Origin of the sequence: Frigoribacterium sp. CFBP 8751 (genome assembly GCF_014841545.1) — a bacterium.
Taxonomy (GTDB): Bacteria; Actinomycetota; Actinomycetes; order Actinomycetales; family Microbacteriaceae; genus Frigoribacterium.
The window spans coordinates 432,363-456,113 of the sequence record NZ_JACYUB010000002.1; the positions used below are offsets into that span (position 1 = coordinate 432,363).

The 23,751-nt window shown below is 67.6% G+C and carries 20 protein-coding genes; 14 read left to right on the top strand and 6 right to left on the bottom strand.

Going from position 1 to position 23,751, the window contains the following annotated elements:
* Positions 1 to 4 precede the first annotated feature (4 nt).
* The 4 genes from IFT88_RS07840 to IFT88_RS07855 all read left to right on the top strand — a co-directional run bounded on the left by IFT88_RS07840 (position 5) and on the right by IFT88_RS07855 (position 5,603).
* Complete coding sequence (locus IFT88_RS07840) at positions 5 to 1,000, top strand: ABC transporter permease (protein ID WP_082059830.1); 996 nt, start codon at positions 5 to 7, stop codon at positions 998 to 1,000.
* Positions 997 to 1,914, top strand: a complete 918-nt coding sequence (locus tag IFT88_RS07845) for an ABC transporter ATP-binding protein (RefSeq protein WP_192119846.1) — start codon at positions 997 to 999, stop codon at positions 1,912 to 1,914. The genes IFT88_RS07840 and IFT88_RS07845 overlap by 4 nt, the downstream gene beginning before the upstream one ends.
* Positions 1,911 to 2,726, top strand: coding sequence for an ATP-binding cassette domain-containing protein (locus IFT88_RS07850; RefSeq protein ID WP_137847019.1), 816 nt, complete (start codon positions 1,911 to 1,913; stop codon positions 2,724 to 2,726). Before IFT88_RS07845 ends, IFT88_RS07850 begins: the two co-directional genes overlap by 4 nt.
* 213 nt (positions 2,727 to 2,939) lie before the next feature.
* Positions 2,940 to 5,603 carry a glycoside hydrolase family 2 protein gene (locus tag IFT88_RS07855; RefSeq protein ID WP_192119848.1) on the top strand — a complete coding sequence of 888 codons (2,664 nt, stop codon included), beginning with the start codon at positions 2,940 to 2,942 and terminating at the stop codon, positions 5,601 to 5,603.
* Positions 5,604 to 5,624: 21 nt separating this feature from the next.
* On the opposite strand, the gene IFT88_RS07860 is transcribed toward IFT88_RS07855, so the two are convergent.
* The gene (locus tag IFT88_RS07860; protein ID WP_192119850.1) at positions 5,625 to 6,377 is read right to left on the bottom strand and encodes a CPBP family intramembrane glutamic endopeptidase; all 753 of its coding nucleotides are present in this window, start codon (positions 6,375 to 6,377) and stop codon (positions 5,625 to 5,627) included.
* Between the two features lie 184 nt (positions 6,378 to 6,561).
* Here IFT88_RS07860 and IFT88_RS07865 point away from each other — a divergent pair, with 184 nt between their 5' ends.
* The 7 genes from IFT88_RS07865 (at position 6,562) to IFT88_RS07895 (ending at position 14,624) form a co-directional block, all read left to right on the top strand.
* Positions 6,562 to 7,542, top strand: coding sequence for an acyltransferase family protein (locus tag IFT88_RS07865; protein ID WP_192119852.1), 981 nt, complete (start codon positions 6,562 to 6,564; stop codon positions 7,540 to 7,542).
* A gap of 99 nt (positions 7,543 to 7,641) precedes the next feature.
* A complete protein-coding gene (locus IFT88_RS07870; protein WP_192119854.1) occupies positions 7,642 to 9,081 on the top strand; it encodes a polysaccharide biosynthesis tyrosine autokinase in 1,440 nt (479 codons plus the stop codon).
* Entirely contained in the window at positions 9,078 to 9,689 is a 612-nt protein-coding gene (locus IFT88_RS07875) for an arsenate reductase/protein-tyrosine-phosphatase family protein (protein WP_342212104.1), read from the top strand. The genes IFT88_RS07870 and IFT88_RS07875 overlap by 4 nt, the downstream gene beginning before the upstream one ends.
* A complete protein-coding gene (locus IFT88_RS07880; protein ID WP_192119856.1) occupies positions 9,686 to 10,633 on the top strand; it encodes a hypothetical protein in 948 nt (315 codons plus the stop codon). Before IFT88_RS07875 ends, IFT88_RS07880 begins: the two co-directional genes overlap by 4 nt.
* Positions 10,627 to 12,099: an exopolysaccharide biosynthesis polyprenyl glycosylphosphotransferase gene (locus tag IFT88_RS07885; RefSeq protein WP_192119858.1), complete on the top strand. Its 1,473-nt coding sequence runs from the start codon at positions 10,627 to 10,629 to the stop codon at positions 12,097 to 12,099. Before IFT88_RS07880 ends, IFT88_RS07885 begins: the two co-directional genes overlap by 7 nt.
* Positions 12,099 to 13,484 (top strand): hypothetical protein, encoded by a 1,386-nt coding sequence (locus IFT88_RS07890; protein WP_192119860.1) that lies wholly within the window; start codon positions 12,099 to 12,101, stop codon positions 13,482 to 13,484. The genes IFT88_RS07885 and IFT88_RS07890 overlap by 1 nt, the downstream gene beginning before the upstream one ends.
* A complete protein-coding gene (locus IFT88_RS07895; RefSeq protein WP_192119862.1) occupies positions 13,485 to 14,624 on the top strand; it encodes a glycosyltransferase in 1,140 nt (379 codons plus the stop codon).
* Here IFT88_RS07895 and IFT88_RS07900 read toward each other — a convergent pair.
* The 4 genes from IFT88_RS07900 to IFT88_RS07920 form a co-directional block, all read right to left on the bottom strand.
* A complete protein-coding gene (locus IFT88_RS07900) occupies positions 14,617 to 15,282 on the bottom strand; it encodes an acyltransferase (RefSeq protein ID WP_171007314.1) in 666 nt (221 codons plus the stop codon). The genes IFT88_RS07895 and IFT88_RS07900 overlap by 8 nt on opposite strands.
* On the bottom strand, positions 15,279 to 16,511 hold the full coding sequence (locus IFT88_RS07905) for a hypothetical protein (protein WP_192119863.1): 1,233 nt from the start codon (positions 16,509 to 16,511) through the stop codon (positions 15,279 to 15,281). The genes IFT88_RS07900 and IFT88_RS07905 overlap by 4 nt, the downstream gene beginning before the upstream one ends.
* Positions 16,511 to 17,479, bottom strand: a complete 969-nt coding sequence (locus IFT88_RS07910) for a glycosyltransferase (RefSeq protein ID WP_192119865.1) — start codon at positions 17,477 to 17,479, stop codon at positions 16,511 to 16,513. Before IFT88_RS07910 ends, IFT88_RS07905 begins: the two co-directional genes overlap by 1 nt.
* Before the next feature lie 594 nt (positions 17,480 to 18,073).
* On the bottom strand, positions 18,074 to 18,787 hold the full coding sequence (locus tag IFT88_RS07920) for an SGNH/GDSL hydrolase family protein (protein ID WP_192119869.1): 714 nt from the start codon (positions 18,785 to 18,787) through the stop codon (positions 18,074 to 18,076).
* Between IFT88_RS07920 and IFT88_RS07925 the strand changes: the two genes are divergently transcribed.
* Together IFT88_RS07925 and IFT88_RS07930 are read left to right on the top strand one after the other, a co-directional pair.
* Positions 18,775 to 20,682, top strand: a complete 1,908-nt coding sequence (locus IFT88_RS07925; protein WP_192119871.1) for a DUF4012 domain-containing protein — start codon at positions 18,775 to 18,777, stop codon at positions 20,680 to 20,682. The two genes, IFT88_RS07920 and IFT88_RS07925, sit on opposite strands and share 13 nt — an antisense overlap.
* A gap of 65 nt (positions 20,683 to 20,747) precedes the next feature.
* Positions 20,748 to 21,278 (top strand): sortase, encoded by a 531-nt coding sequence (locus IFT88_RS07930; protein WP_192119873.1) that lies wholly within the window; start codon positions 20,748 to 20,750, stop codon positions 21,276 to 21,278.
* A gap of 164 nt (positions 21,279 to 21,442) precedes the next feature.
* Here IFT88_RS07930 and IFT88_RS07935 read toward each other — a convergent pair whose 3' ends face one another.
* Positions 21,443 to 22,357, bottom strand: a complete 915-nt coding sequence (locus IFT88_RS07935) for a VanZ family protein (RefSeq protein WP_192119875.1) — start codon at positions 22,355 to 22,357, stop codon at positions 21,443 to 21,445.
* Between the two features lie 129 nt (positions 22,358 to 22,486).
* Here IFT88_RS07935 and fdhA point away from each other — a divergent pair, with 129 nt between their 5' ends.
* Positions 22,487 to 23,707 (top strand): formaldehyde dehydrogenase, glutathione-independent, encoded by a 1,221-nt coding sequence (fdhA, locus tag IFT88_RS07940; RefSeq protein WP_043593702.1) that lies wholly within the window; start codon positions 22,487 to 22,489, stop codon positions 23,705 to 23,707.
* Positions 23,708 to 23,751 lie beyond the last annotated feature (44 nt).

The window sequence follows — 23,751 nt, forward strand, 5'->3', positions numbered from 1 at the left end:
GAGCATGTCCACGATCGACCTCGGCCAGCTCGCCGACCCGAACTCGCCCACCGGTGACAGCGGCGCGGGCGCCGGCCGGAAGGGCCTCACGCGGGTCTTCCCGCACGTGACGCCCAAGCTCTGGGTGGGGGCCGGCATGATCGCCGCCATCGCCCTGTTCGGCCTGGTCTTCCCGTTCGTCGTCCAGAACCCGCAGGCCATCAGCGACGTCGGCCTGAGCGCCCCGAGCGGTGACCACCTGCTCGGCACCACGCAGACGGGGCAGGACGTCTTCGCCCAGCTCGCCTACGCCACTCGCGGCTCGCTGCTGATCGGGGTGCTGGTCGGCGTCGTCGCGATGGCGCTCGCCATCGTCTTCGGCGTCATCGGCACCTACGTCGGCGGGTTCGTCGACGAGGCGTTCTCGTTGTTCTCGAACGTCGTGCTGGTCATCCCCGGCCTGCCGCTCGCGATCATCGTGTCGAGCTACGTGCCGCAGAAGGGCCTCGTCGTGATCGCCTTCGTGATCGTCATCACGAGCTGGGCGGCCAGCGCCCGCGTGCTGCGCGCCATCACGCTGAGCCTGCGGTCGCGGGACTACGTCGCGGCGTCGCGGGTGTCGGGCGAGAAGACCTGGCGCATCGTCGCCGTCGAGATCCTGCCCAACGTGCTGCCGGTGCTGGCGAGCCAGTTCTTGTTCGCGGTGATCTTCGCGATCCTCGCCGAGGCGGGCCTGTCGTTCCTGGGGCTCGGCGTCTCGGGACAGTTCACCTGGGGCTCGATGCTGTACTTCGCCCAGAACGGCCTCGCGCTGCGACTCGGCGCCTGGTGGTGGTTCGTGCCGCCGGGGCTGATGATCGCCCTCCTCGGCTGCGCGCTGTCGCTGATGAACTTCGCCATCGACGAGATCATCAACCCGAAGCTGCGCGACCAGACCCGGGCCGGCGTCAGCCGGGCCGACCGCAAGCGACTGGCGCGGGCCGAGGCTGCCGCCGGCACCACCGAGGGGGCCACCGCATGAGCACCGTCCTGACCGTCGAGGACTTCAGCGTCGACTACGCCGTCGAGCACCCCGTCCACGCCGTCAAGAACGTCAGCTTCGAGCTGGCCCGGGGCGAGATCCTCGGGCTGGCGGGGGAGTCGGGCTGCGGCAAGACGACCCTCGCCTACGGCATCAACCGGCTGCTCAAGTCGCCGGCCGTCATCACCGGCGGGCGGGTGGTCTTCCACGACTCCGAGGGGGCCGACATCCTGCTGCCCGAGCTCGACGACAAGGCCCTGCGGGCGTTCCGCTGGGACAAGCTGTCGATGGTGTTCCAAGGGGCGATGAACGCCCTCAACCCGGTCACGACGATCCAGGCACAGCTCGAGGACGTCTTCAGGACGCACCGGCCGTACTGGAAGAAGGCCGACCGCGTCGAGCGGGCGGGCAAGCTGCTCGAGACCGTCGGGGTCGACCGCAGCCGGCTCAAGTCGTACCCGCACGAGCTGTCGGGTGGCATGCGCCAGCGCGTGATGATCGCGATGGCGCTCGCCCTCGGCCCGCAGATGATGATCATGGACGAGCCGACGACCGCCCTCGACGTCGTGGTGCAGCGCGAGATCCTGCGCGAGATCAAACGGTTGCGCGACGAGCTCGGCTTCGCGGTGATCTTCATCACGCACGACCTGCCGCTGCTGCTCGAGATCAGCGACCGCATCGCCGTGATGCGCGCGGGCGAGATCGTCGAGATCGGCGAGTCCACCGAGCTCTACACGAACCCGCAGCACGAGTACACGAAGAAGCTGCTCGGGTCGTTCCCGAGCCTGACCGGCGACCGCGGGGCGTTCATCCGCAGCGGGGTCGACGAGACGGCCGGGGGCGACGCGACCCGCGCCTCCTCGGGGCACGAGCAGGCGACGTCCGTCGCCACGAGCACAGGAGGCGCGGCGTGAGCACGCTCGAGTTCCGCAACGTCGTCAAGGACTACCGGGTGCGCGGGGGACGGGGTGAGAAGGGTCGCCTCCGCGCGGTGGACGACGTCAGCTTCACGCTCGAGGCCGGCAAGACGGTCGCCCTGGTCGGGGAGAGCGGCAGCGGCAAGTCGACGATCGCCAAGATGCTGCTGCAGCTCGAGCGGCCGACGAGCGGGTCGATCGTGCTCGACGGCGCCGTCGCGCCCCGGCACGGCGAGGCCCTGCGGCGCTACCGCAGCGACGTGCAGATGGTGTTCCAGGACCCGTTCGCGTCGCTCAACCCGTTCCACTCGATCGGGCACCACCTGGCGCGGCCGCTGTTGCTGCACGGCAAGGCGACGCGGTCGACGGTCGACGAGAAGGTGCGCGAGCTGCTCGGGCGGGTGCAGCTCGGCCCGGCCGCCGACGTCGCCGCGCGTCGACCCCACGAGCTGTCGGGCGGGCAGCGGCAGCGCGTGGCGATCGCCAGGGCGCTGGCGCCCGAGCCGCGCATCCTGATCGCGGACGAGCCCGTGTCGATGCTCGACGTGTCGATCCGGCTCGGGGTGCTCAACCTGCTGGCCGAACTGCAGCGACAAGAAGACCTGGGCGTGCTCTACATCACGCACGACCTGGCGACGGCCCGCCACTTCTCGGACGAGATCCTCGTGATGTACAAGGGGCAGGTGGTCGAGCGGGGGACCCCGGACGACGTCATCCTGAACCCGCAGCACCCGTACACGCAGCAGCTCGCCGAGGCCGCCCCCGACCCCGAGAAGCGCATCGCCGAGCGGCGCGCCGCCCGCGCCTGACCGGCACCGCGCCTCCTGCCGTCCGCCTCCTGTACGCGGACCGCACCGCACCTCCTGCACCTGAACAGCCCGCACCTGCACACCTCACACCCACCCGGCCATGAACCCGGTTTCGAACCCTGCACCCCGTTGCTTTCGGGTGTTTCGTTCGAAACCGGGTTCATGGTGGGGCGGGCCCGACTCCACGCCACACCCTCGATCGCTGGGAGCGACATGAGCACCACCGAGACCACCACCACGGCCACCGTCGTCACGACCCGCGCGACGCAGCGCACCGCCCGCACCCTGCACACCGGCTGGAGCCTGCGCAGCACCGCCGGCCCCGTGCCTCCCGAGATCGCGGCCGTCGACGTGCCCGCCACCGTCCCGGGCACGGTGCACACCGACCTGCTGGCGGTCGGCCTGATCGTCGACCCGTACCTCGACGCGAACGAGCACCTGCTCACCTGGATCGGGCAGGCCGACTGGTCGTACACGTCGTCCTTCGACTGGCAGCCCGACGGGCACGACCGCCACGAGCTGGTGTTCGCGGGCCTCGACACGGTGGCCACCGTGCTGCTCAACGGCGAGGTGGTGGCCGAGACGCGCAACCAGCACCGCACCTACCGCATCGCGGTCGACGACCGGCTGCGCGAGGGGTCGAACGACCTCGAGGTGCGGTTCGGCTCGCCGGTGGCCTACGCCGATGCGCAGAGCCTGGCGCTCGGCTACCGACCGCACGTGAACCACCACCCCTACAACGCGATCCGCAAGATGGCGTGCAGCTTCGGCTGGGACTGGGGTCTCGACACGGCGACCTCGGGCATCTGGAAGCCCGTGACGCTCGAGTCGTGGTCGTCGGTCCGGCTGGCGGCGGTGCGACCGGTCGTCACGGTCGACGGGGCGCGGGGCGTCGTCGACGTGCACGTCGACCTCGAGCGCGCCGGGGCGGCGGCCGGGCCGGTGACGGTCCGGGCGACCGTCGGCGACGTCACGCAGGAGGCGCGGGTCGAGCCGGGCGCGGACTCCACCGTCGTGCAGGTGGTCGTCGACGACCCCGAGCTCTGGTGGCCGCGCGGTCACGGCGGGCAGCCGCTCTCCGACGTGAGGGTCTCGGTGACCGGGGGAGCGGGCGGGGACGCCAGCCGCGCCTCCTCGGGGGGTGACGGCGACGGGGTCGACGCGACCCGCGCCTCCTCGGGTGTCGACGCGCCGGGCGCCGAAGCGCCGGCCGGCGAGGGCTCGGCGGACGACGTGCTCGACGAGTGGTCGTCGCGGATCGGGTTCCGGACCGTCGAGGTGCAGGTCGACCCCGACGAGATCGGCACGAGCTTCACGGTCGTGGTGAACGGCGAGCCGCTGTGGATCAAGGGGGCGAACTGGATCCCCGACGACGCGCTCCCGCACCGCATCGGGCGTGACCGCTACCGGGAGCGCATCGAGCAGGCCGAGTTCGGCAACGTGAACCTGCTGCGGGTGTGGGGTGGCGGCATCTTCGAGTCCGACGACTTCTACGAGTTGTGCGACGAGCGGGGCATGCTCACCTGGCAGGACTTCCTGTTCGCCTGTGCGGCCTACGCGGAAGAGGACCCGCTGCGCGGCGAGGTCGAGGCCGAGGTGCGCGACAACGTGACGCGGCTCATGACCCACCCGAGCCTGGTGCTCTGGACGGGCAACAACGAGAACATCTGGGGTCACGACGAGTGGGGTTGGGAGCGTCGGCTCGACGGGGCGACCTGGGGGCTGGGCTACTACCTCGACCTGCTGCCGGCGTTGGTGGGCGAGCTCGACCCGGGGCGTCCGTACGCGGCGGGCAGCCCTTGGTCGGGCAGCCTGGACGTGGCGCAGAGCGACCCCGACCACGGGTCGGTGCACCTGTGGGAGCAGTGGAACCGCAAGGACTACCCCACCTACCGTGACGTGGTGCCGCGCTTCGTGGCCGAGTTCGGCTGGCAGGGGCCCCCGACCTGGTCGGCGATGACGCGGGCGATCCACGACGAGCCGCTCACCCCCGAGTCGCCCGGCATGATCGTGCACCAGAAGGCGATGCAGGGCAACGACAAGCTGACCGACGGGCTGCTGGCGCACTACCCGCTGCCGAACGAGATCGAGGCGTGGCACTGGGCGATGCAGCTGAACCAGGCGAACGCGGTGCAGGTGGCGCTCGAGCACTTCCGGTCACACGCTCCGCGGTGCAGGGGGGCCGTGGTGTGGCAGATCAACGACTGCTGGCCGGTGACGTCGTGGGCCGCGGTCGACGGCGACGGGCAGCGCAAACCGCTGCTCTACGCGATGCGGCACGCCTTCGCCGACCGGCTGGTGACGATCCAGCCGCGGGACGGCGGCCTCGCGGCCGTGGTGGTCAACGACACGGAGGAGGCGCTGGTCGGCCCGCTCACGCTGCGGCGCGTCGCGTACGACGGTCGCGTCCTCGCCTCGGAGCAGGTGTCGCTCACGGTGGCGGCTCGCGACACGGTGACCGTACGGGTGCCCTCGACGGTGGCGGAGTTCGGGGCGCCCGAGTCGGAGCTGCTCGTCGCGTCGGTGGACGGGGTGGCGCGCGGGCTGTGGTTCCCGGTCGAGCCGCGGGACTCGGCGCTCGCCGCGGCGGCGTTGACGACGTCGGTGACGGTGCTGGCCGCGGGGGCGGGCGTTGCCGGGGGCGTGGGCGTGGCGGCGGGCGCGGGCTACCGGGTCGAGGTGACGGCGGGTTCGCTCGTGCGCGACCTGGCGCTGCTCGTCGACAAGGTCGACCCCGCGGCGACGGTGGACGAGATGCTCGTGACCCTGTTGCCGGGCGAGACGGCCGTGTTCACGGTGGCGTCCGACGCGGTCGGCGTGGGGCAGGAGCTCGTCTCGGGGCGGGTGCTGCGCACGGCGAACGAGCTGATCGGGTGAGGCGATGCGACCTGGTCGGCGTCAGGCCGGCCAGGTCGCCCAGACCGCGACGCCGTTGAAGACGACGTGCGCGACGATCGCGCCGCCGAGGCGTCCGGTCACGCTCGCGAGGGTGCCGACGATCAGGCCGAAGACGAAGGTGCTGACGACGATGATCGTGGCCGTCGTCGGCGCGACGTTCAGCCCGACCGCGACGTGCAGCACGGCGAAGAGCGCGGCCGACACGATGACAGCGCTCGTGGTCGCAAGGACCCGCAGGAGCCGCGTGTCACCCGTCAGCGCCCGGTCCAGTGACCGCAGGAGCAGCCCGCGGAAGAAGACCTCCTCGACGAGGGGAGCGACGAGCACCGGGGCCAGGATCAGCACGACCGACGTCGCCAGGTCGGGGCCGCCGTCGAGGGTGGGCTGAGGCGCCAGCCCCGTGTCGCCGGTCGACACGAGGTTGAGGCCGGCGTCGAGCCCCCGGGCACCCATGCCGGCGGCGAGTCCCCAGACGAGGTCCGTCCATCGGAACGAGAGACCGAGCGTGCGTCGCGCGCCGCCTCGGCCGAGCCCGGTGCAGGCGACGACGACGGCGATGACCAGCGGCACCCACACGACGACGTAGCTCGCCGCGGTGCCGAGCGCCGGGGAAATGCCGGGGGACCGAGCGATGAGGTCGCCGACGATGCGGGCACCCACCACGACGGCCCCCAGCGCGAGCGCCGCGTAGGCGAGGTCCCAGCGCGCGGATCGGGTTCGAACGTCTCGGCTGTCGATGTGGGGGGCCGCCATGCCCCCAAAACTAGGGCACGAGAAACGCCGGGAGGCGGAGCAACATGTCGTCCAGGCGGAGTCGACACCGCCCCGAGGATCGAAACGTCCGCCGTGGCTCGTCCGAGGTGCCAGGATCGACCTACGACGAGGAGGTCGAGTGCTGGACAGTGCCGGAACGCGGCCCCGGGAGGGCGCCGGATCGATGGCGGGTGCAGGCCGAGCCGTCTGGATCGATCTGTTGCGTGGCTGCTCGATCCTCCTGGTGATGGTCTTCCACTCGTACATCTTCGCCGCGAACGACACCGGTGTGAGATCGTCCGTCCTCGATGTGGTGACAGGGACGTTCGAGCCCCTGCGGATGCCGACGATGATGCTGCTCTCGGGTCTGTTCGTGCCCCGTTCCCTCGAGAAGGGAGCCCGGCCGTATCTCGTCGGCAAGCTGCGAAGGATCGGCTACCCGTACCTCGTCTGGTCGGTGTTCATGCTGGTCTTCCTGTTCGTGGGTTCTCTGACGGTGGGGCTTCGATTCGACCCGGCCTGGGTCGGGCGTGTCTTCTACGACCCCATCGAGCACCTCTGGTTCCTCGGGTACCTCTTGATCTATTTCGTCCTGGCATATCTCTTCAGGTCGTTGCCGAGCGTTCCCGTGATCGCCGTCGCGGTCGGCCTGTCACTCCTGCCGCTCGCCTTCGAATGGCAGCACTTCTGGCAGTTGCTCGCGTTCTTCCTCGTCGGTGTCGCTGTCAGCGGTCGAGCCGGCCCCCGACTCGCCCTGCCGACGGTCCGCGGTCGGGCGTGGTTCCTGCTCTTGACGACCCTCGCGGTCTCCATGGGGCTCGTCGTCACCGGTCTCATGGATTCCTTCCGCTTCTGGCTCTTTCCCTTGTCTCTCCTGGGCATCGTGGGAGCTGCGGGTATCGCGCGGCGCGCTCCCTCGAGCCGAGTGACGGGTGGCATCGCCTTCGTCGGACGACATTCGATCGTCTTCTACCTCGTGCACTGGCCCGTCGCGATCGTCTCGTCCGAGATCGCGGCGCACCTGCTCGCGCTTCCTACGCTGGCCGTGTCAGGAGTGAACCTCGTGGCGAGTACGGCGGTGTGCACCCTGCTGGCGTTCGCCTACGGCCGCTCGGCGATCGTCCGGGGACTCTTCGTCGCGCCGCAGCGGAGGGGCTGGCGCTAGCTCGCGTCATTGGACCTACGAGGCCTGCTCATGTGGGAACATTGCCGAGATGTACCCCGGATCAGGGCGGGTGCAACATCGAGCAAGGGGAACCCAGCCGTGGAGCTTCGCGACTACATCACCGTCCTCCGCAAGGGGTGGGCCTTCATCGTCGTCATGGTGTTGGTCGGCGTGGGGGCGGCTGCCGCCTACTCGCTCGTCAAGACCCCGGACTACAGCGCCTCGGCGCAGGTCTTCGTCTCGACGCAGACCAGCGGGAGCGTCGCCGACCTGGCCCAGGGGAACACCTTCACCCAGCAGCGTGTGAAGACCTACGCGAGCCTCGTCACGACGCCGATCGTGCTGCTGCCTGTCATCTCGAGTCTCGGTCTCAACATCACGGCCGAGGAGCTGGCCGAGAGCATCACCGCCAGTGCGCCGCTCGACACGACCTTGATCCAGATCGACGCCGTCTCGGACGACCCGGTCAGGGCTGCCGACATCGCCAACGCGACGTCGCAAAGTCTGACGAACGCCGTCGAGCAGATCGAGTCGACCGGTGACAGCGGTGGGTCCCAGGTCAAGCTGACCCGTGTGCAAGAGGCCCAGGTGCCCGTGTCGCCCGTGAGCCCGAACGTGCCGCTCAACATCGCTCTCGGATTCCTCGTCGGACTCGGGATCGGCATCGGCATCGCCGTCCTCCGTCACGTTCTCGACAACCGCGTCCGCAACGAGGCCGACGTGGAGCGCATCAGCTCGGCGCCTGTCGTCGGCGGCATCGCGTTCGACCCGAAGGCGCAATCTCGTCCGCTCATCGTGCAGGCCGACCCTCGCAGCCCGCGTGCCGAATCGTTCCGCACGCTGCGGACCAACCTGCAGTTCCTCGACCTCGGGGGTCGCGCCCGCACGTTCGTCATGACGTCATCGGTGCAGAGTGAGGGCAAGAGCACCACGGTGGCCAACCTGGCCATCGCCCTCGACAGTGCCGGGGCCAAGGTGATCGTCATCGACGCCGACCTGCGTCGTCCGAAGCTCGGCCAGTACATGGGTTTGGACGATGCGGCCGGTCTCACCGACCTCCTGATCGGTCGCGCCGAGCTGTCGGACGTCGCCCAGCCGTGGGGTCGCGGCCAGCTGCACGTGCTCCCGGCCGGGCAGATCCCGCCGAACCCGAGCGAACTGCTCGGCTCCCGTGCCATGTCCGACTTGATCCGCGAACTCGAGATGCGTTTCGACTACGTACTCTTCGACGCGCCGCCCTTGTTGCCGGTGACGGACGCTGCCATCCTCTCGAAGAGCGCGAGCGGTGCGATCGTCGTCGTGTCCGCCGGCAAGACGCACAAGAACCAGCTCGCCGGCGCGGTCAGCGCCCTCGAGAGCGTCGGCGCTCCCATCGCGGGCTTCGTCATGACGATGATGCCGACCAAGGGCCCCGACGCTTACGGCTACGGGCGTTACGGGGGAGCGTACGGCTACGGCATCGACGACGATGGCGACACGAAAGCGGAGAAGAAGGAACGCATCCGCGTCGGCAGCGCCGCTCGCAAGGCCGCGAAGTGACCTCGGCCCGTCCGTTCACGATCCTCGTCGTCTGCACGGGCAACATCTGCCGATCGCCCTTGGCCGAGCAGCTCCTTTCCGCTCGGCTCCTGGGTGCGGCCACGCCGTTCGTCGTGACGAGCGCGGGAACGATGGCGCAGGACGGGGCTCCGATGGACGACCTCGCGGCCGAGCAGTCGCGACGTCACGGCGGCGTGCCGGACGGGCACGAAGCCACCTACCTGACCGAGAAGCTGGCCGAGAGCGCCGATCTCGTTCTCACCGCCTCACGCGAGCACCGATCCGCCGTCGTACGTCTGTCGCCCCGGGCGACTCGGCGCACCTTCACGCTGCGTCAGTTCGCGCGACTTGCCGACTCACTCGGCCTTGCCGAACTCGAGGCGGCCGGGGACACCGCAGAGGTGGTCCGCCTGGTCGCCGGACAGCGCGGCATGATCCCTCCCGCGACCGACCCGGACGCCGAGGACGTCGTCGACCCGTATCGTCGATCGGTCGACGTCCACGAGAGGGCGGCCTCGGACGTGGATGACGCCGTCACCTCGATCGTGGCGGCCCTCCGGGCACCGGATCGTCGCTTCTCGGACGCCGGCGGAGGACCGGCCGCATGAGGTCGGCGGGGGAGAGCATGGGGGGTGGTCGCGGGGTGTGGTGGTTCGCCCTCCTCGGTGTGCTGGTTCTCGTCGACGTCGGGCTCATCGTCGCAGCCGTCTCGTCGACGCAACCTCGGGCACAGGCCGAGGCCGGACCGATCCCGACCTTCTCGCAGGAGCCAATCAAGGACGTCGTTACCCCGCCGCCCTCCGAGACGCCCACTCCGACTGCCTCGTCATCTGCTGCGGGGAGCGACAGCACCCCGCAGGTGTTCCTGTCGGCCGTCAGCGAGACGGAAGCCTGGCGGGCGACGAGCGGCGACTGCGCGGGAACCCCGGCGCGTGTCGAGCGGACCACCGACGGCGGAGCTACCTGGGACGCGGTGACCATTCCCTTCGACCTGAGGACCGTCGTGGCCTTGAGTGCGGGGTCGGAGCGCACCTCGGTGTACGGGGGTGTCGGTGACACCTGCGGCCTGGGGTACTGGTCCACGTTCACCGCAGGGGAATTCTGGAAGGAGTACCCCTCGGACGCCATCGGTGTTTCGTATCTCGACCAGGCGACCTCGACCGTCGTCTCGGCGACGGATGTCTCACCTGCTCCCTGCGACGCACCGAGGCGTGTCCTGGTGCAAGACACCACGACGATGGTCGTCTGCGACGGCCTCCTCGAGACGTCGGGATCGGCAGGGTGGACGCCGCTCATCGTTGCCGGCGTTATGGACGCCACCCCTGCGGTCCCCGGATACTTCCTCGCCTTGCGAGACGCCGAGGGCTGCGACGGCATCGCCGTCGCCACGGTCGCCACGCCCCTGTCCGAGGGCGTCGAGCCGACTCGCGTGGGTTGCGTCTCGGGCGCCGACGGAACCGTCGCCATCGCGGTCACCCGGGTGGGAGACGTCATCTGGCTCTCGTCGGCCGACCGGTCGTGGGTCTCGACGGATGGCGGTGTGACGTGGTGACCACACGCGAGCCCTCGGCTGCGGTCGTGCCGTTCGACTGGAGCCGTGTGTACGCGCGTCGGCTCGCCATCACCGATCTGCTCGTCCTCGTCTGGGTCGTCTTCGGAGTCCAGATCGCCTACTTCGGACTCGATGCGAACAATGTCGCGTTCTCCGGCAGGCTCAACGAGTTGCGGTTCAGCTACTACGGCTTCTCGATCGCCCTCATCGTGGCCTGGATGGTCATGTTGAGGCTGTTCGACACCCGGGATTACCGGGTTCTCGGGGGCGGGACCGCAGAGTACCGAGCCATCGCCGACAGTACGGCCCGACTCTTCGGGCTGGTCGCCGTGGTGTCGTACCTGTTGAAGATCGACATCGCGCGGGGCTACATCCTGATCGCTCTTCCCCTCGGCATCGTCGTGTTGATGCTCTCGCGGTGGATGTGGCGCCAGTGGTTGTCGTTGAAGAGGCAGAGCGGCGCGTATTCCGCGCGGGTGGTCCTGGTGGGCTCGCCGACGACCGCCCTCCACATCGCTCGCGAACTCGCGCGTCATCCCGAAGAGGGCTACTTCGTCGTCGGTGCGTGTGTCACGTCGGGTGCCGTCGGAACCATGCTGCCCGGGACGTCGATCCCCATCCTCGGGGATGTGTCCGACGCGCTGTCATCTCTCGACTCCGCCGCGGCGGACACCGTCGTCATCACGGGATCTGAACAACTGGGCCCTCAGGAGATCAAGACCCTCAGCTGGGGGCTCGAGGCCGGTCAGCGTCACTTGATCGTCGCTCCTAGCCTCACCGACGTCGGAGGACCCCGCATCCACACACGACCTGTCGCCGGGCTTCCCCTCATCCACGTCGAGACCCCTCGCTACGCCGGCAGCAAGCTCTTCACGAAGCGCGCATTCGACATCCTGGGATCTGGGGCGTTGGTCATCGTGCTGTCTCCGGTTCTGGTCGTGCTCGCTTTGGTCGTGAAGCTGACGAGCCGGGGGCCCGTCTTCTACCGGCAGGAACGGGTCGGGCTGAACGGAGAGCACTTCGACATGCTGAAGTTCCGGTCCATGCGTGTCGATGCCGATGCCGAACTTGCTTCCCTCCTGGCTGCCCAGGGCTCGAGCGACACGCCACTCTTCAAGGTGAAGGACGACCCTCGTGTGACGTCGATAGGACATGTGCTGCGCAAGCATTCATTGGACGAGTTCCCTCAGCTGTTCAACGTCCTCCTCGGGTCGATGAGCCTGGTCGGCCCTCGCCCCCAGCGCGACGGCGAGGTGGCGCTCTACGACGATGCAGCGCGCCGCCGGCTTTTGTTGAAGCCAGGCATGAGCGGCCTCTGGCAGGTCGGCGGTCGGTCGTCCCTTGGGTGGGAGGACGCCATTCGACTCGACCTCTATTACGTCGAGAACTGGTCGATCACGGGCGACCTCGTTATCCTCTGGCGGACAGTTCGTGCAGTTCTTGCGCCGGGTCGAGACGCCCACTGATGGCCGTTGCACAGAGCCCGGGACCGACCTCCAGGTCCGGCGCCGTTGCCGTCGTTGTCGCACTCACGTGGTTGCTCGTCGGCCCGCGGGTGGAGCTCGTGGGCGTCGGTGGCGCATCCTTGCGACTCGAGGATTTCGTTCTCCTCTTTCTCGGTATCTTCGCGCTTAAGAATTGGAAGAGTGTCCGCGAGCACCGTCTCATCCGTCCCGGGATCGGGCTCGTTCTCGTCGTTGCACTTATCGCTGTGGGGGTGGCCACAGCGCTCGGAGCGGTTCAGCCCCTTCCGTCGCTTCTCTACGCCCTTCGGCCCGTCGAATACTGGGTGGTCTACCCCGCACTCGCCATCGTCTTGTGGCGCGATCGATCTCGGGTCGTGTCTTACGTCCAGTTCTGCCTGGCACTCGTCACCGTCCTGAACACCGGTGTCGCCGCACTCCAATACCTGGGCGACGTGTCCATCGGCTTTTCAAAGTTCAGCAACCAGAGGGGGGCGGGCCTCACCGCCGGCCCCTATGAGCTCGGGGCGATCTCCGCGTTGTTGGCGTGTTACTGGTTCGCGCACCGTCGCCACGTTCTCGTGCTGTGTTCTCTCGCGTCCGTGCTCATGTCGCAATCTCGCGTGTCACTGATCGCCGTGGTGATCGCGCTCCTGATCATCCGGTTCTCGGTTCGTCGCGCAACCGAGGGCGGGCAGGGACCTCCGGCTCGCATTGGCAGGTCGAACGGGCCACATCCTCTTTCGGTGGTGACGTGCATGGTCCTCGTCGTGGGTGCCGTCGTCGCCGGTCCTACTCTCAACGCCACGCTCGTGCAGCCAGCCCTCGCCCGCGCTCAGAGTACGTCCCTTAGCTCGAGTTGGACATCGGCATCGTCGGTCGTGGCGCGGACACCGCACGTGCAGACAAGTGACGAATATGCGTTGATCGCCTACGACGGCATCGGGGAGAGCATCCTCAATGCCACGGCTTCAGCGGATGCGAGCAGCGCCGTACGCTTCTTCCGGTGGCAATTGCTCCTTCGAGAGACGACGGCTGATCCTGTGCACGTCGTCTTCGGTCTCGGTCCGTCTTTTCCCGGTCCGTCCGTCGACGGTGCTCTCTTGCGCATCTTCTTCGAGACCGGTCTGCTCGGCATCGTTGCCTGGGGTCTGCTGGTGAGGAAGTGGCTGCAGGGTGTTCCGGTCTGGTTCGCGGCGGCAATCGTCAGCCTCCTGGTCGGCTCGATGTTCATCGACCTCCTATTTGCACTGCGACCCATGGTCGTCGTCTGGATGCTCTTCGCTCTTGCCGGCGGTCCGAGATCTAAGAATGAGACAGCGATGAAGTCGAGGTCCCCGGCGGTGCTAAAAGGCACTGGCCGGGCGTCGAAGAACGAGGTGGTTTGAATGATCTCAGTTGACATGATCGTCCGTTCCGACGCGCTAACGAAGGGCGGAGGCGACATGATTCAGGTCGACCAATACAGAAAACATCTACCGACAGAGATGTTCGACGTGCGGATCGTGCCGTTCCACCCGACGATGGCTCTGCGCGATGATGCACTGGTGCACGTGGTGAATGTAGACAGGCCCTTCGACTTCGTCCTGGCCACGTCAGCGGCACGCGGCCGACCCATGATCGTCAGCCCGATTCACCATGACCTAGCCGCCGTCCGGCGCATGCGTTCGGCCGAACGTGGGCTCGGCGCCCGAAGCCTGGTCGGACGACTGCTTTCCGAGAGTGGTCGCGAGTGGGCCGCCACCTGTGTCCGTTCGCTCAAGCAGAGATCGAGCACACGCGACGCGTTCGTGGTGCTGCGGACGATGCTTGGACAGCTGAGACGAGTGTCTCGTGTTTGGTCTGACGTCGGACGGGCGTTAGATGACGCTTATTCCGTTTTCCTCCTCGCACCCGGAGAGGGCCGGTCACTGTCGCGTGACACGGGATGGAAGGGTCAGAATTCGGCTCTTGTCCCCAACGGTTCGCCGTTCGACACGTCTCGGCCGGAAGGTCAGCCGTGGCTGAGCCGAGACATTGACCTGATCGTGGTGGGCCGAGTGGAACCTCGGAAACGGACTCTCGATCTAGTTCGCCTGGCGGCGGCGCGGGGCGTTGACATCACTGTCGTCGGGCCACTCCATGCTCATGAGAGCCCGTTCGGGATGGCCTTTCGTGCGGCGGTGGAGCAATCGCCGACAATCACATGGACAGGTCCGAAGTCGTCCGAGGAAGTGCTCGAGTTGATGGGCCGGTCGAAGGTCTTGGCGAACGCGTCCTGGGTCGAGGTCCAGAGCCTGGTCGAGCTCGAGGCGGCCCACCTGGGCTGTTACGTCGTCTCGTCCGGGACAGGTCACACTTCTGACTGGATTCCGGCCAGTGTCTCGACCGCGGAAAACGACGATCTCGTCGACTTGCTCGAGCGGGCCGTTCACCTCGCCACTTCTTTAACAGGACCCGAAGCGGTCGCTTACCCGCACACGTGGGCGAGTGTGACAGCGCATGTCGCCGATGCCTACGTAGCTGCATCGGAGACTGTCCTCAGATGAGCCGTCCAGGCACACCGACGATGGTCGAACCTGCCGGATAGCTCTTCGTCACGACGGAACCGGCCCCCACCACGCATCCGGCTCCGAGCTCGACGCCGTCCAAGATGGTCACTCCATGACCCAGCCAGCACTTGTCGCCGATCTTGATTCCACGTCGGACGACGTCTTTGTCATCGGCTGTGCCGTGGGCATCGCGTGCGTGGTTCTCAGCGACCATCGTCACGCGCGCGCCGATCTGACACCGAGCGCCGATCTCGATGGGCCCACCGACGCCGAGGATGACCGATGGCCCGACGTACGTGTGGGACCCGATGGAGAGGCCGTCACCGGGATTGGACGGGTGGGATGAGCATTGAATCCATCCGTTCTCACGAAGTGTGACTCGATCCCCGAGCTTGATGCCGTTCTTGGACAACGCGAGGATCGTGAAGTTGTTGCCGACGAAGCACAGGCGCCCGACCTGAATCTTGTTCCAGTACGAGATGTCCGTTCCCCGGCCCAGAAAGAAGGGAAGCCGGACGGATCCCAGCCTCCACGAGTTCAGCACACCCCGAATGGCGGGCCGCAAGCCCTTTCGCAGATACCAGCCCACGAGCTGTCTCTTGCGGGCAACTCCGGTCATGGAGCTGTGCGCGTCGGTCTTGTCTGTACTCGTCAAGGAGTTTTCTCGTTTCGTATGAGGACGACGATCAGGGAAAAGCAGGCGACCGCGTACGCGGCGACCAGGGGCAGAGCCATCGTCGTCGGAGTCACCGACGTGCCCGTGGACACGGACAGGCATCCGAGCCCGACGACCGCAAAACATGCCATGGCCGCGTGCAGGGCGCTCTTCCCTCTGCCCTCTCGCGCTGCTCGGGCACTCAGTAGGACGAACAAGCCTCCGAATACGCCAGCCAACGCTGTGACGGGCAGCGCTGAACCGGAAGGGCGGAAGGCCTCACCGAAAAGTACTGGAACCACGAGGTGGCCGACGCCGGTACCGAGGGCGCCCAGTGTCAAGAGCAGCGAGACGGCAACGGACGAGGACCACAGGACGCCGCGAGAGTGAGCAAGGCGCAGAAATCGTCCTTCGAGCGTCGTCGCCGCCAGGATCAGCACGGAGGTGGCGATCTTACTGACTGCGTAGAAGCCGAGCAGTGCCGTCGACGCCAGACCGCCGTAAATGACGGCGTCGATGTTAGAGGCCAGGAGCGGCGCCAAGAGGGCCGGCGCCAGAACGGCGGCTTCTTTCAGCAATCGCGTGGAGTCGCCTGCGGTGGGCGCCGGGTCATCCCCGAGCGACTCCGTCGCCTCGAGCCTTTTCGACCGCAGGACCCGGGAACGGATCGCCGTGCCGATGCGGAGCGCTTCGGCAGCCAAGGTCACCACGATGCCGGTCGCGACCGTCAATGAGCGTGAGAAGAAGAGAACGAGATTGAGGACAAATTCTGCGGCGGGCGGTCCGCCCGCCAGAGCAGCCACCCGGCCTTGGTTTCCCTGCCATTGCGCCTCGGCGACTTCCAGTTGTGTCGTGGCGAAGAGCGGACCTGCGAACGAGGCCAGCAGCAGGCCGTATCCGACAGGGGCACCCACCTGGAGGAAGGCGACTGTGACGAGGGGCAGACCGATGACGATCCCGACGGCGGTCGTCGCGAGGATTCCCCATCGTCCTAGGAGCGAACCCGGCCGGGCTTGTCGGTGGGCCCGTTGATAGTGGGCATGCCGATAACCGAGCGCAGACGCAGCGGCGATGATCGTGAAGCTCGACTGGAAGAACGCGAATTCTCCGCGACCGTCCGGACCGAAAAGTCGGGCACGGAGGGGTGCCAGGAGAAAGGGTAGGAGGCTGGCAACAATTACCGCGATGGTGAGCACCGAATCCCGCCCGAAGGAGTTGCGGGTCGGCATTAGCGTCGCACTTGAGTCGAACGGCGCGCGATGCCCGCGATGAGTGACGTCGCCAGGAATCTCATGTGAATCGCGCCTATCACGAGTAACGCCTGAGCGGCAGACTTTCGCAGATTCTTCTCGTAATACGTAGCCATGGCATCGTGGAAGGCACGGTGTGACGCGGGGCTCCGAGGCCAACCGCTGGAAACGCCCTTCACATGAACGGACGGTTCCATCTCGACGACGACGACCGAACGGCCATCACGCTGCGCGTCCCGGCACAGTTGCAGGTCCTCACCGTACATCCAGTAGTCCAAATCGAAGATCGAACCAGAACCGTCACGAAAGGAGGGGCTCAGCATCATGAGCGCACCTGTCGTCGCCTCGACTCTGCTGTATGCCGTACCGGAGGGAAGGCGGGAGGGAGTAACGGACGAGCGGGTGCCTGCGTTGTAACGCCACTGGCGCGGAAGCAGCCGGCCGAACACCCCGTAGAGGGAGCCTGACGCGAGGCTCGGGAGCGATCGTCTGCTGGCGTTGTCCTCGACACCGTCGAGCCCCACGAGCGGAGTCGTCGCTATCCCGACGTTCGGAATCTCGCGAATGGCCTCGAGAAGGCCTCGGACGGTGCCACGACGCAGTACCACGTCCGGGTTCAGGCACAAGATGGGTGCTTCCGAAGAGGTGAGGGCCTTCCTGCCGACCTCGTAACCACCGGCAAAGCCCGTGTTCGTCGACTCGATCAAGACGACGTCGAGGGGATGATCTCGGACAAATTGCCGGATCACGGTCGTGGTGTCATCAGAACTTCCGTTGTCGACCACGACGACCCGCAGAATGTCGTCGCCTTCTGCTTCGAGCGACGTAAGGAAGGCCGCAATCGTCGACGCACTGTTGTAGGTGACCGTGATGACGACACACGTGTCTGACCTGATGCTCGAGATGGTTGGTCCCCTGCCCTTATCCGCCCGGTCGAGATGCGTCATCTCGATGACGCTAGGGTCAGAGCCTAGGTGCAATGCACCTCAATAACCGAGTTACTACCGCTGGGTGTCGTGCATCGACACGAACCCCCTCGTGAGAGATCGTGAATGATGAGCATTCTCGTCGACTGGAAAGTCAACGCGGGCGATCGAAGAATCCAGATGGCTCTCACGCTGTTCCGGCTCGCCGGTTCGGTGAGGCGACCCACGAGTCGTTGCCCTGGACCGGTAGCGCGATTGGTGTCAGCCCTCTACACATTCCTCGTCGAATGGATGTGGGGCATCGAGCTACCGTGGGCTACGACTGTTGGTCCGCGCCTCCGCATCTTCCACGGGACGGGTCTGGTCGTGAACGCGGACGCTCGACTGGGGGCTGACGTGGTGCTTCGGCAAGGTGTCTGCATCGGGTCTCGACATGACGGTGGCCCGTCGCCCGTCATCGGCGACGGAGTCGCCTTCGGAGCCGCGTCCCTGGTGTTGGGTGGAATCCGATTGGGGGACTCCAGCGCGATCGGTGCGGGCGCCGTAGTCCTTGTCGACGTTCCCGATCATGGGCGAATGGTTGGAAACCCCGCTCGGCTCCTCTGATCGTCTCGATCAGTCGGGTCGTCCGATCACGTCCGCGACTTCAGAGGCGACTATTTGCCGGCCGGCCTCGTCGGGGTGGATACCGTCCTCGAGAAAAGTCAGAGGCGTGTCATTGACGGACACGTACTCGAAATCGAATCGGAGACTCGCCTCCTCGAGGTAGGCGCCGACGTCACGAACACGGGCGTGGGGAGCCGTAGGTGGGTCGAACGGTGCGACGACGATGACTCGACGGGGACGGTCCTCATCGATCGTGGAGAAGGCGTCGTCGACAGCAGTTTGGACGTCTTCGTCATCAAGGACCGCATCGTTAAGACCGAGCGCGATCACGAGGACGTCGGGCCGGGTCTCGAGCATGATGGCCAACCGTGGCTGGATGGGGTCGTCCTTACAAGGTCCGGCATTTAGAAAGCCCGTCCCCTGCTTTCCATCGACCAACACGTCCATTCCGGTCATCAGACCCACGTCATAGGGAAAGGCGTCCAGTGGATTCGGTAGTTCCGCCCCCTGTGCCCACGAATCGCCTATGACGCCCAGAAGGGGTTTGCCACCCTCGATCGATGCCAGCCGGGCGTCACCGACTCGGGCTTCGATGCCTTCGGACGCAAGGCAAGACCGCCATAGTCTGTACTCATGGCGCACGGACGGCACCGCCGCCGCACCCACGACGACCGCAACCACCACGGCGGCGCCGGCTATTACAATCTTTCTTGTTCGTCGCATCCCCATACTTCATCAAAGTAGCGGTGTTTGGCCTCTTCGCCCGAGCGGACGGGGAGTGGCAGGGCTTCTGCTTAGATGTGAACATGACAGGGCGTCGAGTGTCATCGCGTGACGTCTCGCCGAGAAGGACCGTCCTCTGGGTCCTCGTGGCAGGCCTCTTCCTTGTTGTGTGCGCAGGTGCGTGGATCGGCATCAGAGGAGGGTTGGCAGTCCACCATCTCAACTCGGCGGCCACTGCGGCGCGTGAAGCCCAGGCAGCGGTGCTTGCGGCTGACACCGGTGGTGCGGAGACCGCGGTCTCGCGTCTGCATGACGAAGTCCATGCCGCCGAAGGTCTGACGGACGACCCGATATGGGCGGCAGCGGAGTCCCTTCCATGGGCCGGGCGCAACCTGGCTGCTCTTCGAGATGTCACCACGATCCTGACCGACATCACCGACGATGCTGTCACGCCCGTCGTCCATGTCGCAGGCCGTCTGGATGTGAAGCAGTTCACTCCGGACGGGGCAGGCATCGACCTTCAGCCCCTTCTGGAGGCCCGACCGGACGTCCTGTCGGCTGATGCGTCTTTGAAGGGCGGGTTGTCGTCCGCCGAGAACATCGACCGGAAGGGATTGATAGAGCCCCTTGCCGACGCGGTCGATCAGCTCGTCGATGTCCTGGGCGACGCCAGCGCCCAGGTCGACGTCGTGGCTCGCGCGGTCGACCTGGCCCCCGGCATGCTGGGCGCGGACGGCCCCCGCGACTATCTCGTCCTGTTCCAGAACAACGCCGAGCTCCGCGCCACGGGCGGCATCCCCGGGGCCGTCGCCTTGCTCCGGGTCGAGGGCGGCAAGATCTCGCTGGTCCAGCAGGCGTCGTCGGGTGACTTCCCCCGAGCGGATGCTCCGGTGCTGCCCCTGCCGGTCGAGACGCGGGGGCTCTACGGAGCCATCACGGGTCAGTACATCCAGGACGTCAACCTCACCCCGCAGTTCCCGCTCAGCGCGCAGCTGGCCCGCGAGATGTGGAAGCGGCAATTCGGCACCGAGGTGGACGGTGTCCTGTCGATCGACCCGGTCGCCCTCAGCTACCTCCTGACGGCCACCGGCCCCGTCACCCTGCCGACCGGCGACGTGCTGACGTCGGACAACGTCGTCTCGACCCTCCTCAGCACCGCCTATTCGCGATACTCCGACCCGACTCAGCAGGACGACTTCTTCGCCGGGGCCGCGGCCACGGTCTTCTCGAGCATCTCCTCGGGCAACCTCGACGCGTCGGCCCTGCTCGCCGGCCTCGCTCGAGCGGGGGAGGAGCGTCGCGTCTACTTGTGGAGTGCCGACGACACCGAGCAGAGCCGGATCGCCGAGACGACCCTGGCAGGCGAACTGCCGACGAGCACGGCCGACCAGCCGAAGTTCGGCGTCTACTTCAACGACGGCACCGCCTCGAAGATGGACTACTACCTCGGTACCAAGATCTCGGTCGGCCAGGCCGTGTGCCGTCAGGACGGCAGGCCCAGCTGGGTCGTCGACGTGACCCTGAGCAACAACGCCCCGGCTGACGCGGCGACATCGCTGCCCGAATACGTCACGGGAGGCGGTCAGCTGGGGACGCGGGCGGGCGACATCAGCACGAACGTGAGCATCTATGCCCCCAGTGCGGGGGTGTTCGTCACCGCGGCCGAGGATGGCGCCGAGGTCGGCTTGCAGACGGCCTCTGATTCCGGATTGTCGGTCATCCAGTACCAAAAGACGCTCTCACCAGGACAAACGTCGATGATGCGCGTCGAGTTCCTGGGGGGCGACGCGATCGGGGACGCGACAGCTTCGCTTCCCGGCATCGAATCGACCCCTACTGTTCACGGGACCGAAACACAATCCCTAAAAATTAACTGTGAATCGCGCCTAAGCTGAGGGAGCGTCCAGTTTCCGCAGGGGGAACTTGAAGAGGCGCCAACCAACGTCTCAGGGGATCACACATGAAGAAGTTCGTCGCCACTGCTCTGCTCATCGTCGTGGGGCTTTTCGCCGTCCCGACCGCTGCCAGCGCCTACGCGCCTTCCACCAACGTCACCGTCAGCGGCAACGCTGTCGCGGGAAGCGTCGTCGTCGTCAACTTCGCCGGTGCCACCTTCGCACCGGGCGAGACCATCAACATCGCCGTGACCGGCGAAGGCCGCGTCACGCTGGCCGCCATCGAGACGGTGTCGATCACCAAGACGGCTTCCGCCACGGGTGCCGCCACGGCCAACGTCACGCTGCCCGCGAACGCACGAGGCACGTACGCGCTCACGGCGACGGGCCAGACGTCGGGTCGCGTGGCCACGGCCGCTCTGACGGTCGTCGCAGCTGACGCCGGATCCGCTGCCGTCGGTGGCAACAACGGCCTGGCCTTCACCGGCTCGACCGTCCCCACCCTCGTCATCTGGGGTGCCGCCGGCGCCGTCCTGCTCGGCATCGCGCTCATGGTCGTCCTGACCCTGCAGCGTCGCGCGCGCAGCAACGCGTAACACCAGCTCTCACCACGAAGGCCCCGGGCATCAGCCCGGGGCCTTCGCGCGTGCCGGGGGCCTCTCGGATCGAGCGCGGGCCTTCCGCCCAGGTCGACCTGGCCGCTGCCCCGGTCGGGTGGTTGCCGGACCCGTCACGGCCGTCCTTCACACCATCGGCGCCGTCACGCTCGAGAGGCGGCCCGCCGATGTACCACGTCGAGCACCACGACCCCGACCAGGGCCCCGATGACGGCCCCGGTCGTGTTGGCCAGCACGTCGTCGGCCGAGGCGAAGCGGCCGGGCAAGAAGACCAGCTGGCCGAGCTCGATCGTCGAACTCGCCACGAGGCCGGCCACGGCGCCCCACCACCAGCGGTCGAGGCCGACGAGCAACACGACCACCACGCCCAACGGCACGAACAGGGCGATGTTGGCCGTGAACTCGACCGTCGAGTAGTCCACCCACACCGGCACGCCGATCCCGTGCAGCACGTCGAGCCCGCGCTGCAGCGTCGGACCGAACCCCTCGTCGACCGGCCGGGCCGTGAAGGCGATCGACGCCAGCACGAGGGCGTAGACCACGGCTGCCGCGATCGCCCCCGCCCGCACCCTGCGCTCCGGGGTGCCGACCGGCGTCGGCGACCCGACGACGACCGCCGCACGCGCCACGAGCAGCCCGAGCGCCAGCCCGACCGCAGCCGCCCACAGCAGCGACGCGAGGCGTCCGCCCGTCGCGCCCGCGTCTCCTGAGGTCACCGCGGCGTCCGGACTCGTGGTGAGGGCCACGAGAACGCTCGCGACCACGACAGCCCCGACGGCCACGGCACCTGCCGTGCCACGATGACGCCGCGGCGCGGCCAGAGCCACCACGGGCAGCACCGGCACGACGGCGGCGCTCACGGCCAGGGCCTGGACGAACCCGTCCGACAACGTCAGCAGCCCCGCCGATCGGGCCGCGCCGACGATCGTGGAGGCCGCCGCCCGGGCGAAGGTCGCGACGAGGGCCACGTCGGTCACGGCCCCGAGGGCGACGACCAGACAGGTGAGGTACACCGCGAGCACGACGGCCGCGGTGACGCGGCGGCGGCGGGCGGTCATCGCCCCACGCTAGCGGCCCCGCCCCGCACCTGAACGCTCGCTGTGATTCGGTCGCCCTGCCCGAGCCGGGCAATAGCCTGCGAGAGATCGGGCACGTCCCGTGCTCGCACGTGATCAAGGAGGATCACCATGGCAACGAATCACGCGGTCGCCTACAAGGGCCCCGGCCAGGTCGAGGTCATCGACGTCGACTACCCGACCTTCGAGCTGAAGGACGGCCCCGGCGTCAACCCGGCCAACGTCGGGCGCAAGGTCAACCACGGCGCGATCCTGCGCACGGTCGCCACCAACATCTGCGGCTCCGACCAGCACATGGTCCGCGGCCGCACCACCGCCCCGACGAACCTCGTGCTCGGCCACGAGATCACCGGCGAGGTCGTCGAGGTCGGCCCCGACGTCGAGTTCATCAAGGTCGGCGACATCGTCTCGGTGCCGTTCAACATCGCCTGCGGCCGCTGCCGCAACTGCAAGGAACGCAAGACCGGCATCTGCCTCAACGTCAACCCCGACCGTCCCGGCAGCGCCTACGGCTACGTCGACATGGGCGGCTGGGTCGGCGGTCAGGCCGAGTACGTGCTCGTGCCCTACGCCGACTGGAACCTCCTGAAGTTCCCCGACGCGGACCAGGCCATGGAGAAGATCCTCGACCTGGCGATGCTCTCCGACATCTTCCCGACCGGCTTCCACGGCGCCGTCACCGCGGGCGTCGAGGTCGGCTCGACCGTCTACGTCGCCGGAGCCGGCCCCGTCGGCCTCGCCGCCGCCACCGGAGCCCTGTTGCTCGGCGCCAGCGTCGTCATCGTCGGCGACATGAACGCCGACCGCCTCGCACAGGCCCGCAGCTTCGGCTGCGAGACCGTCGACCTGACCAAGGGCGACCCGGCCGACCAGATCGACCAGATCCTGGGGGAGCCCCTCGTCGACTGCGGCATCGACGCGGTCGGCTTCGAGGCCAAGGGGCACGGCGGCGGGTCGGGTGACGAGGCGCCTGCCACGGTGCTGAACTCGCTGATGGACATCACCGCGGCGGGTGGCGCCCTCGGCATCCCGGGGCTCTACGTCACCGGCGACCCGGGCGGAGTCGACGAGGCCGCCCAGAAGGGCTCGCTGTCGCTCAGCCTCGGCACCGGCTGGGCCAAGTCGCTGTCGTTCACCACGGGCCAGTGCCCGGTGATGAAGTACAACCGACAGCTGATGATGGCGATCCTCCACGACCGCACGAGCATCGCGAAGAACGTCCACGCCCAGGCGATCAGCCTCGCGGACGCCCCGCGCGGCTACGCCGAGTTCGACAAGGGCGCCGCCACGAAGTACGTCCTCAACCCGAACGACCTGATCAAGGCGGCCTAGCGCCCGTCGCCCCCCGCGCCTCCTCGGCTCTCGGTCCCCCCGAC

Bases quoted from the DNA above. Each gene is read 5' to 3' on its own strand.
- IFT88_RS07910 (WP_192119865.1), bottom strand. From the start codon at position 17,479: ATGACGCATCTCGACCGGGCGGATAAGGGCAGGGGACCAACCATCTCG.
- IFT88_RS07895 (WP_192119862.1), top strand. From the start codon at position 13,485: ATGATCTCAGTTGACATGATCGTCCGTTCCGACGCGCTAACGAAGGGC.
- IFT88_RS07845 (WP_192119846.1), top strand. From the start codon at position 997: ATGAGCACCGTCCTGACCGTCGAGGACTTCAGCGTCGACTACGCCGTC.
- IFT88_RS07840 (WP_082059830.1), top strand. From the start codon at position 5: ATGTCCACGATCGACCTCGGCCAGCTCGCCGACCCGAACTCGCCCACC.
- fdhA (WP_043593702.1), top strand. From the start codon at position 22,487: ATGGCAACGAATCACGCGGTCGCCTACAAGGGCCCCGGCCAGGTCGAG.
- IFT88_RS07930 (WP_192119873.1), top strand. From the start codon at position 20,748: ATGAAGAAGTTCGTCGCCACTGCTCTGCTCATCGTCGTGGGGCTTTTC.
- IFT88_RS07905 (WP_192119863.1), bottom strand. From the start codon at position 16,511: ATGCCGACCCGCAACTCCTTCGGGCGGGATTCGGTGCTCACCATCGCG.
- IFT88_RS07935 (WP_192119875.1), bottom strand. From the start codon at position 22,357: ATGACCGCCCGCCGCCGCCGCGTCACCGCGGCCGTCGTGCTCGCGGTG.
- IFT88_RS07880 (WP_192119856.1), top strand. From the start codon at position 9,686: ATGAGGTCGGCGGGGGAGAGCATGGGGGGTGGTCGCGGGGTGTGGTGG.
- IFT88_RS07890 (WP_192119860.1), top strand. From the start codon at position 12,099: ATGGCCGTTGCACAGAGCCCGGGACCGACCTCCAGGTCCGGCGCCGTT.
- IFT88_RS07855 (WP_192119848.1), top strand. From the start codon at position 2,940: ATGAGCACCACCGAGACCACCACCACGGCCACCGTCGTCACGACCCGC.
- IFT88_RS07865 (WP_192119852.1), top strand. From the start codon at position 6,562: ATGGCGGGTGCAGGCCGAGCCGTCTGGATCGATCTGTTGCGTGGCTGC.
- IFT88_RS07920 (WP_192119869.1), bottom strand. From the start codon at position 18,787: ATGCGACGAACAAGAAAGATTGTAATAGCCGGCGCCGCCGTGGTGGTT.
- IFT88_RS07860 (WP_192119850.1), bottom strand. From the start codon at position 6,377: ATGGCGGCCCCCCACATCGACAGCCGAGACGTTCGAACCCGATCCGCG.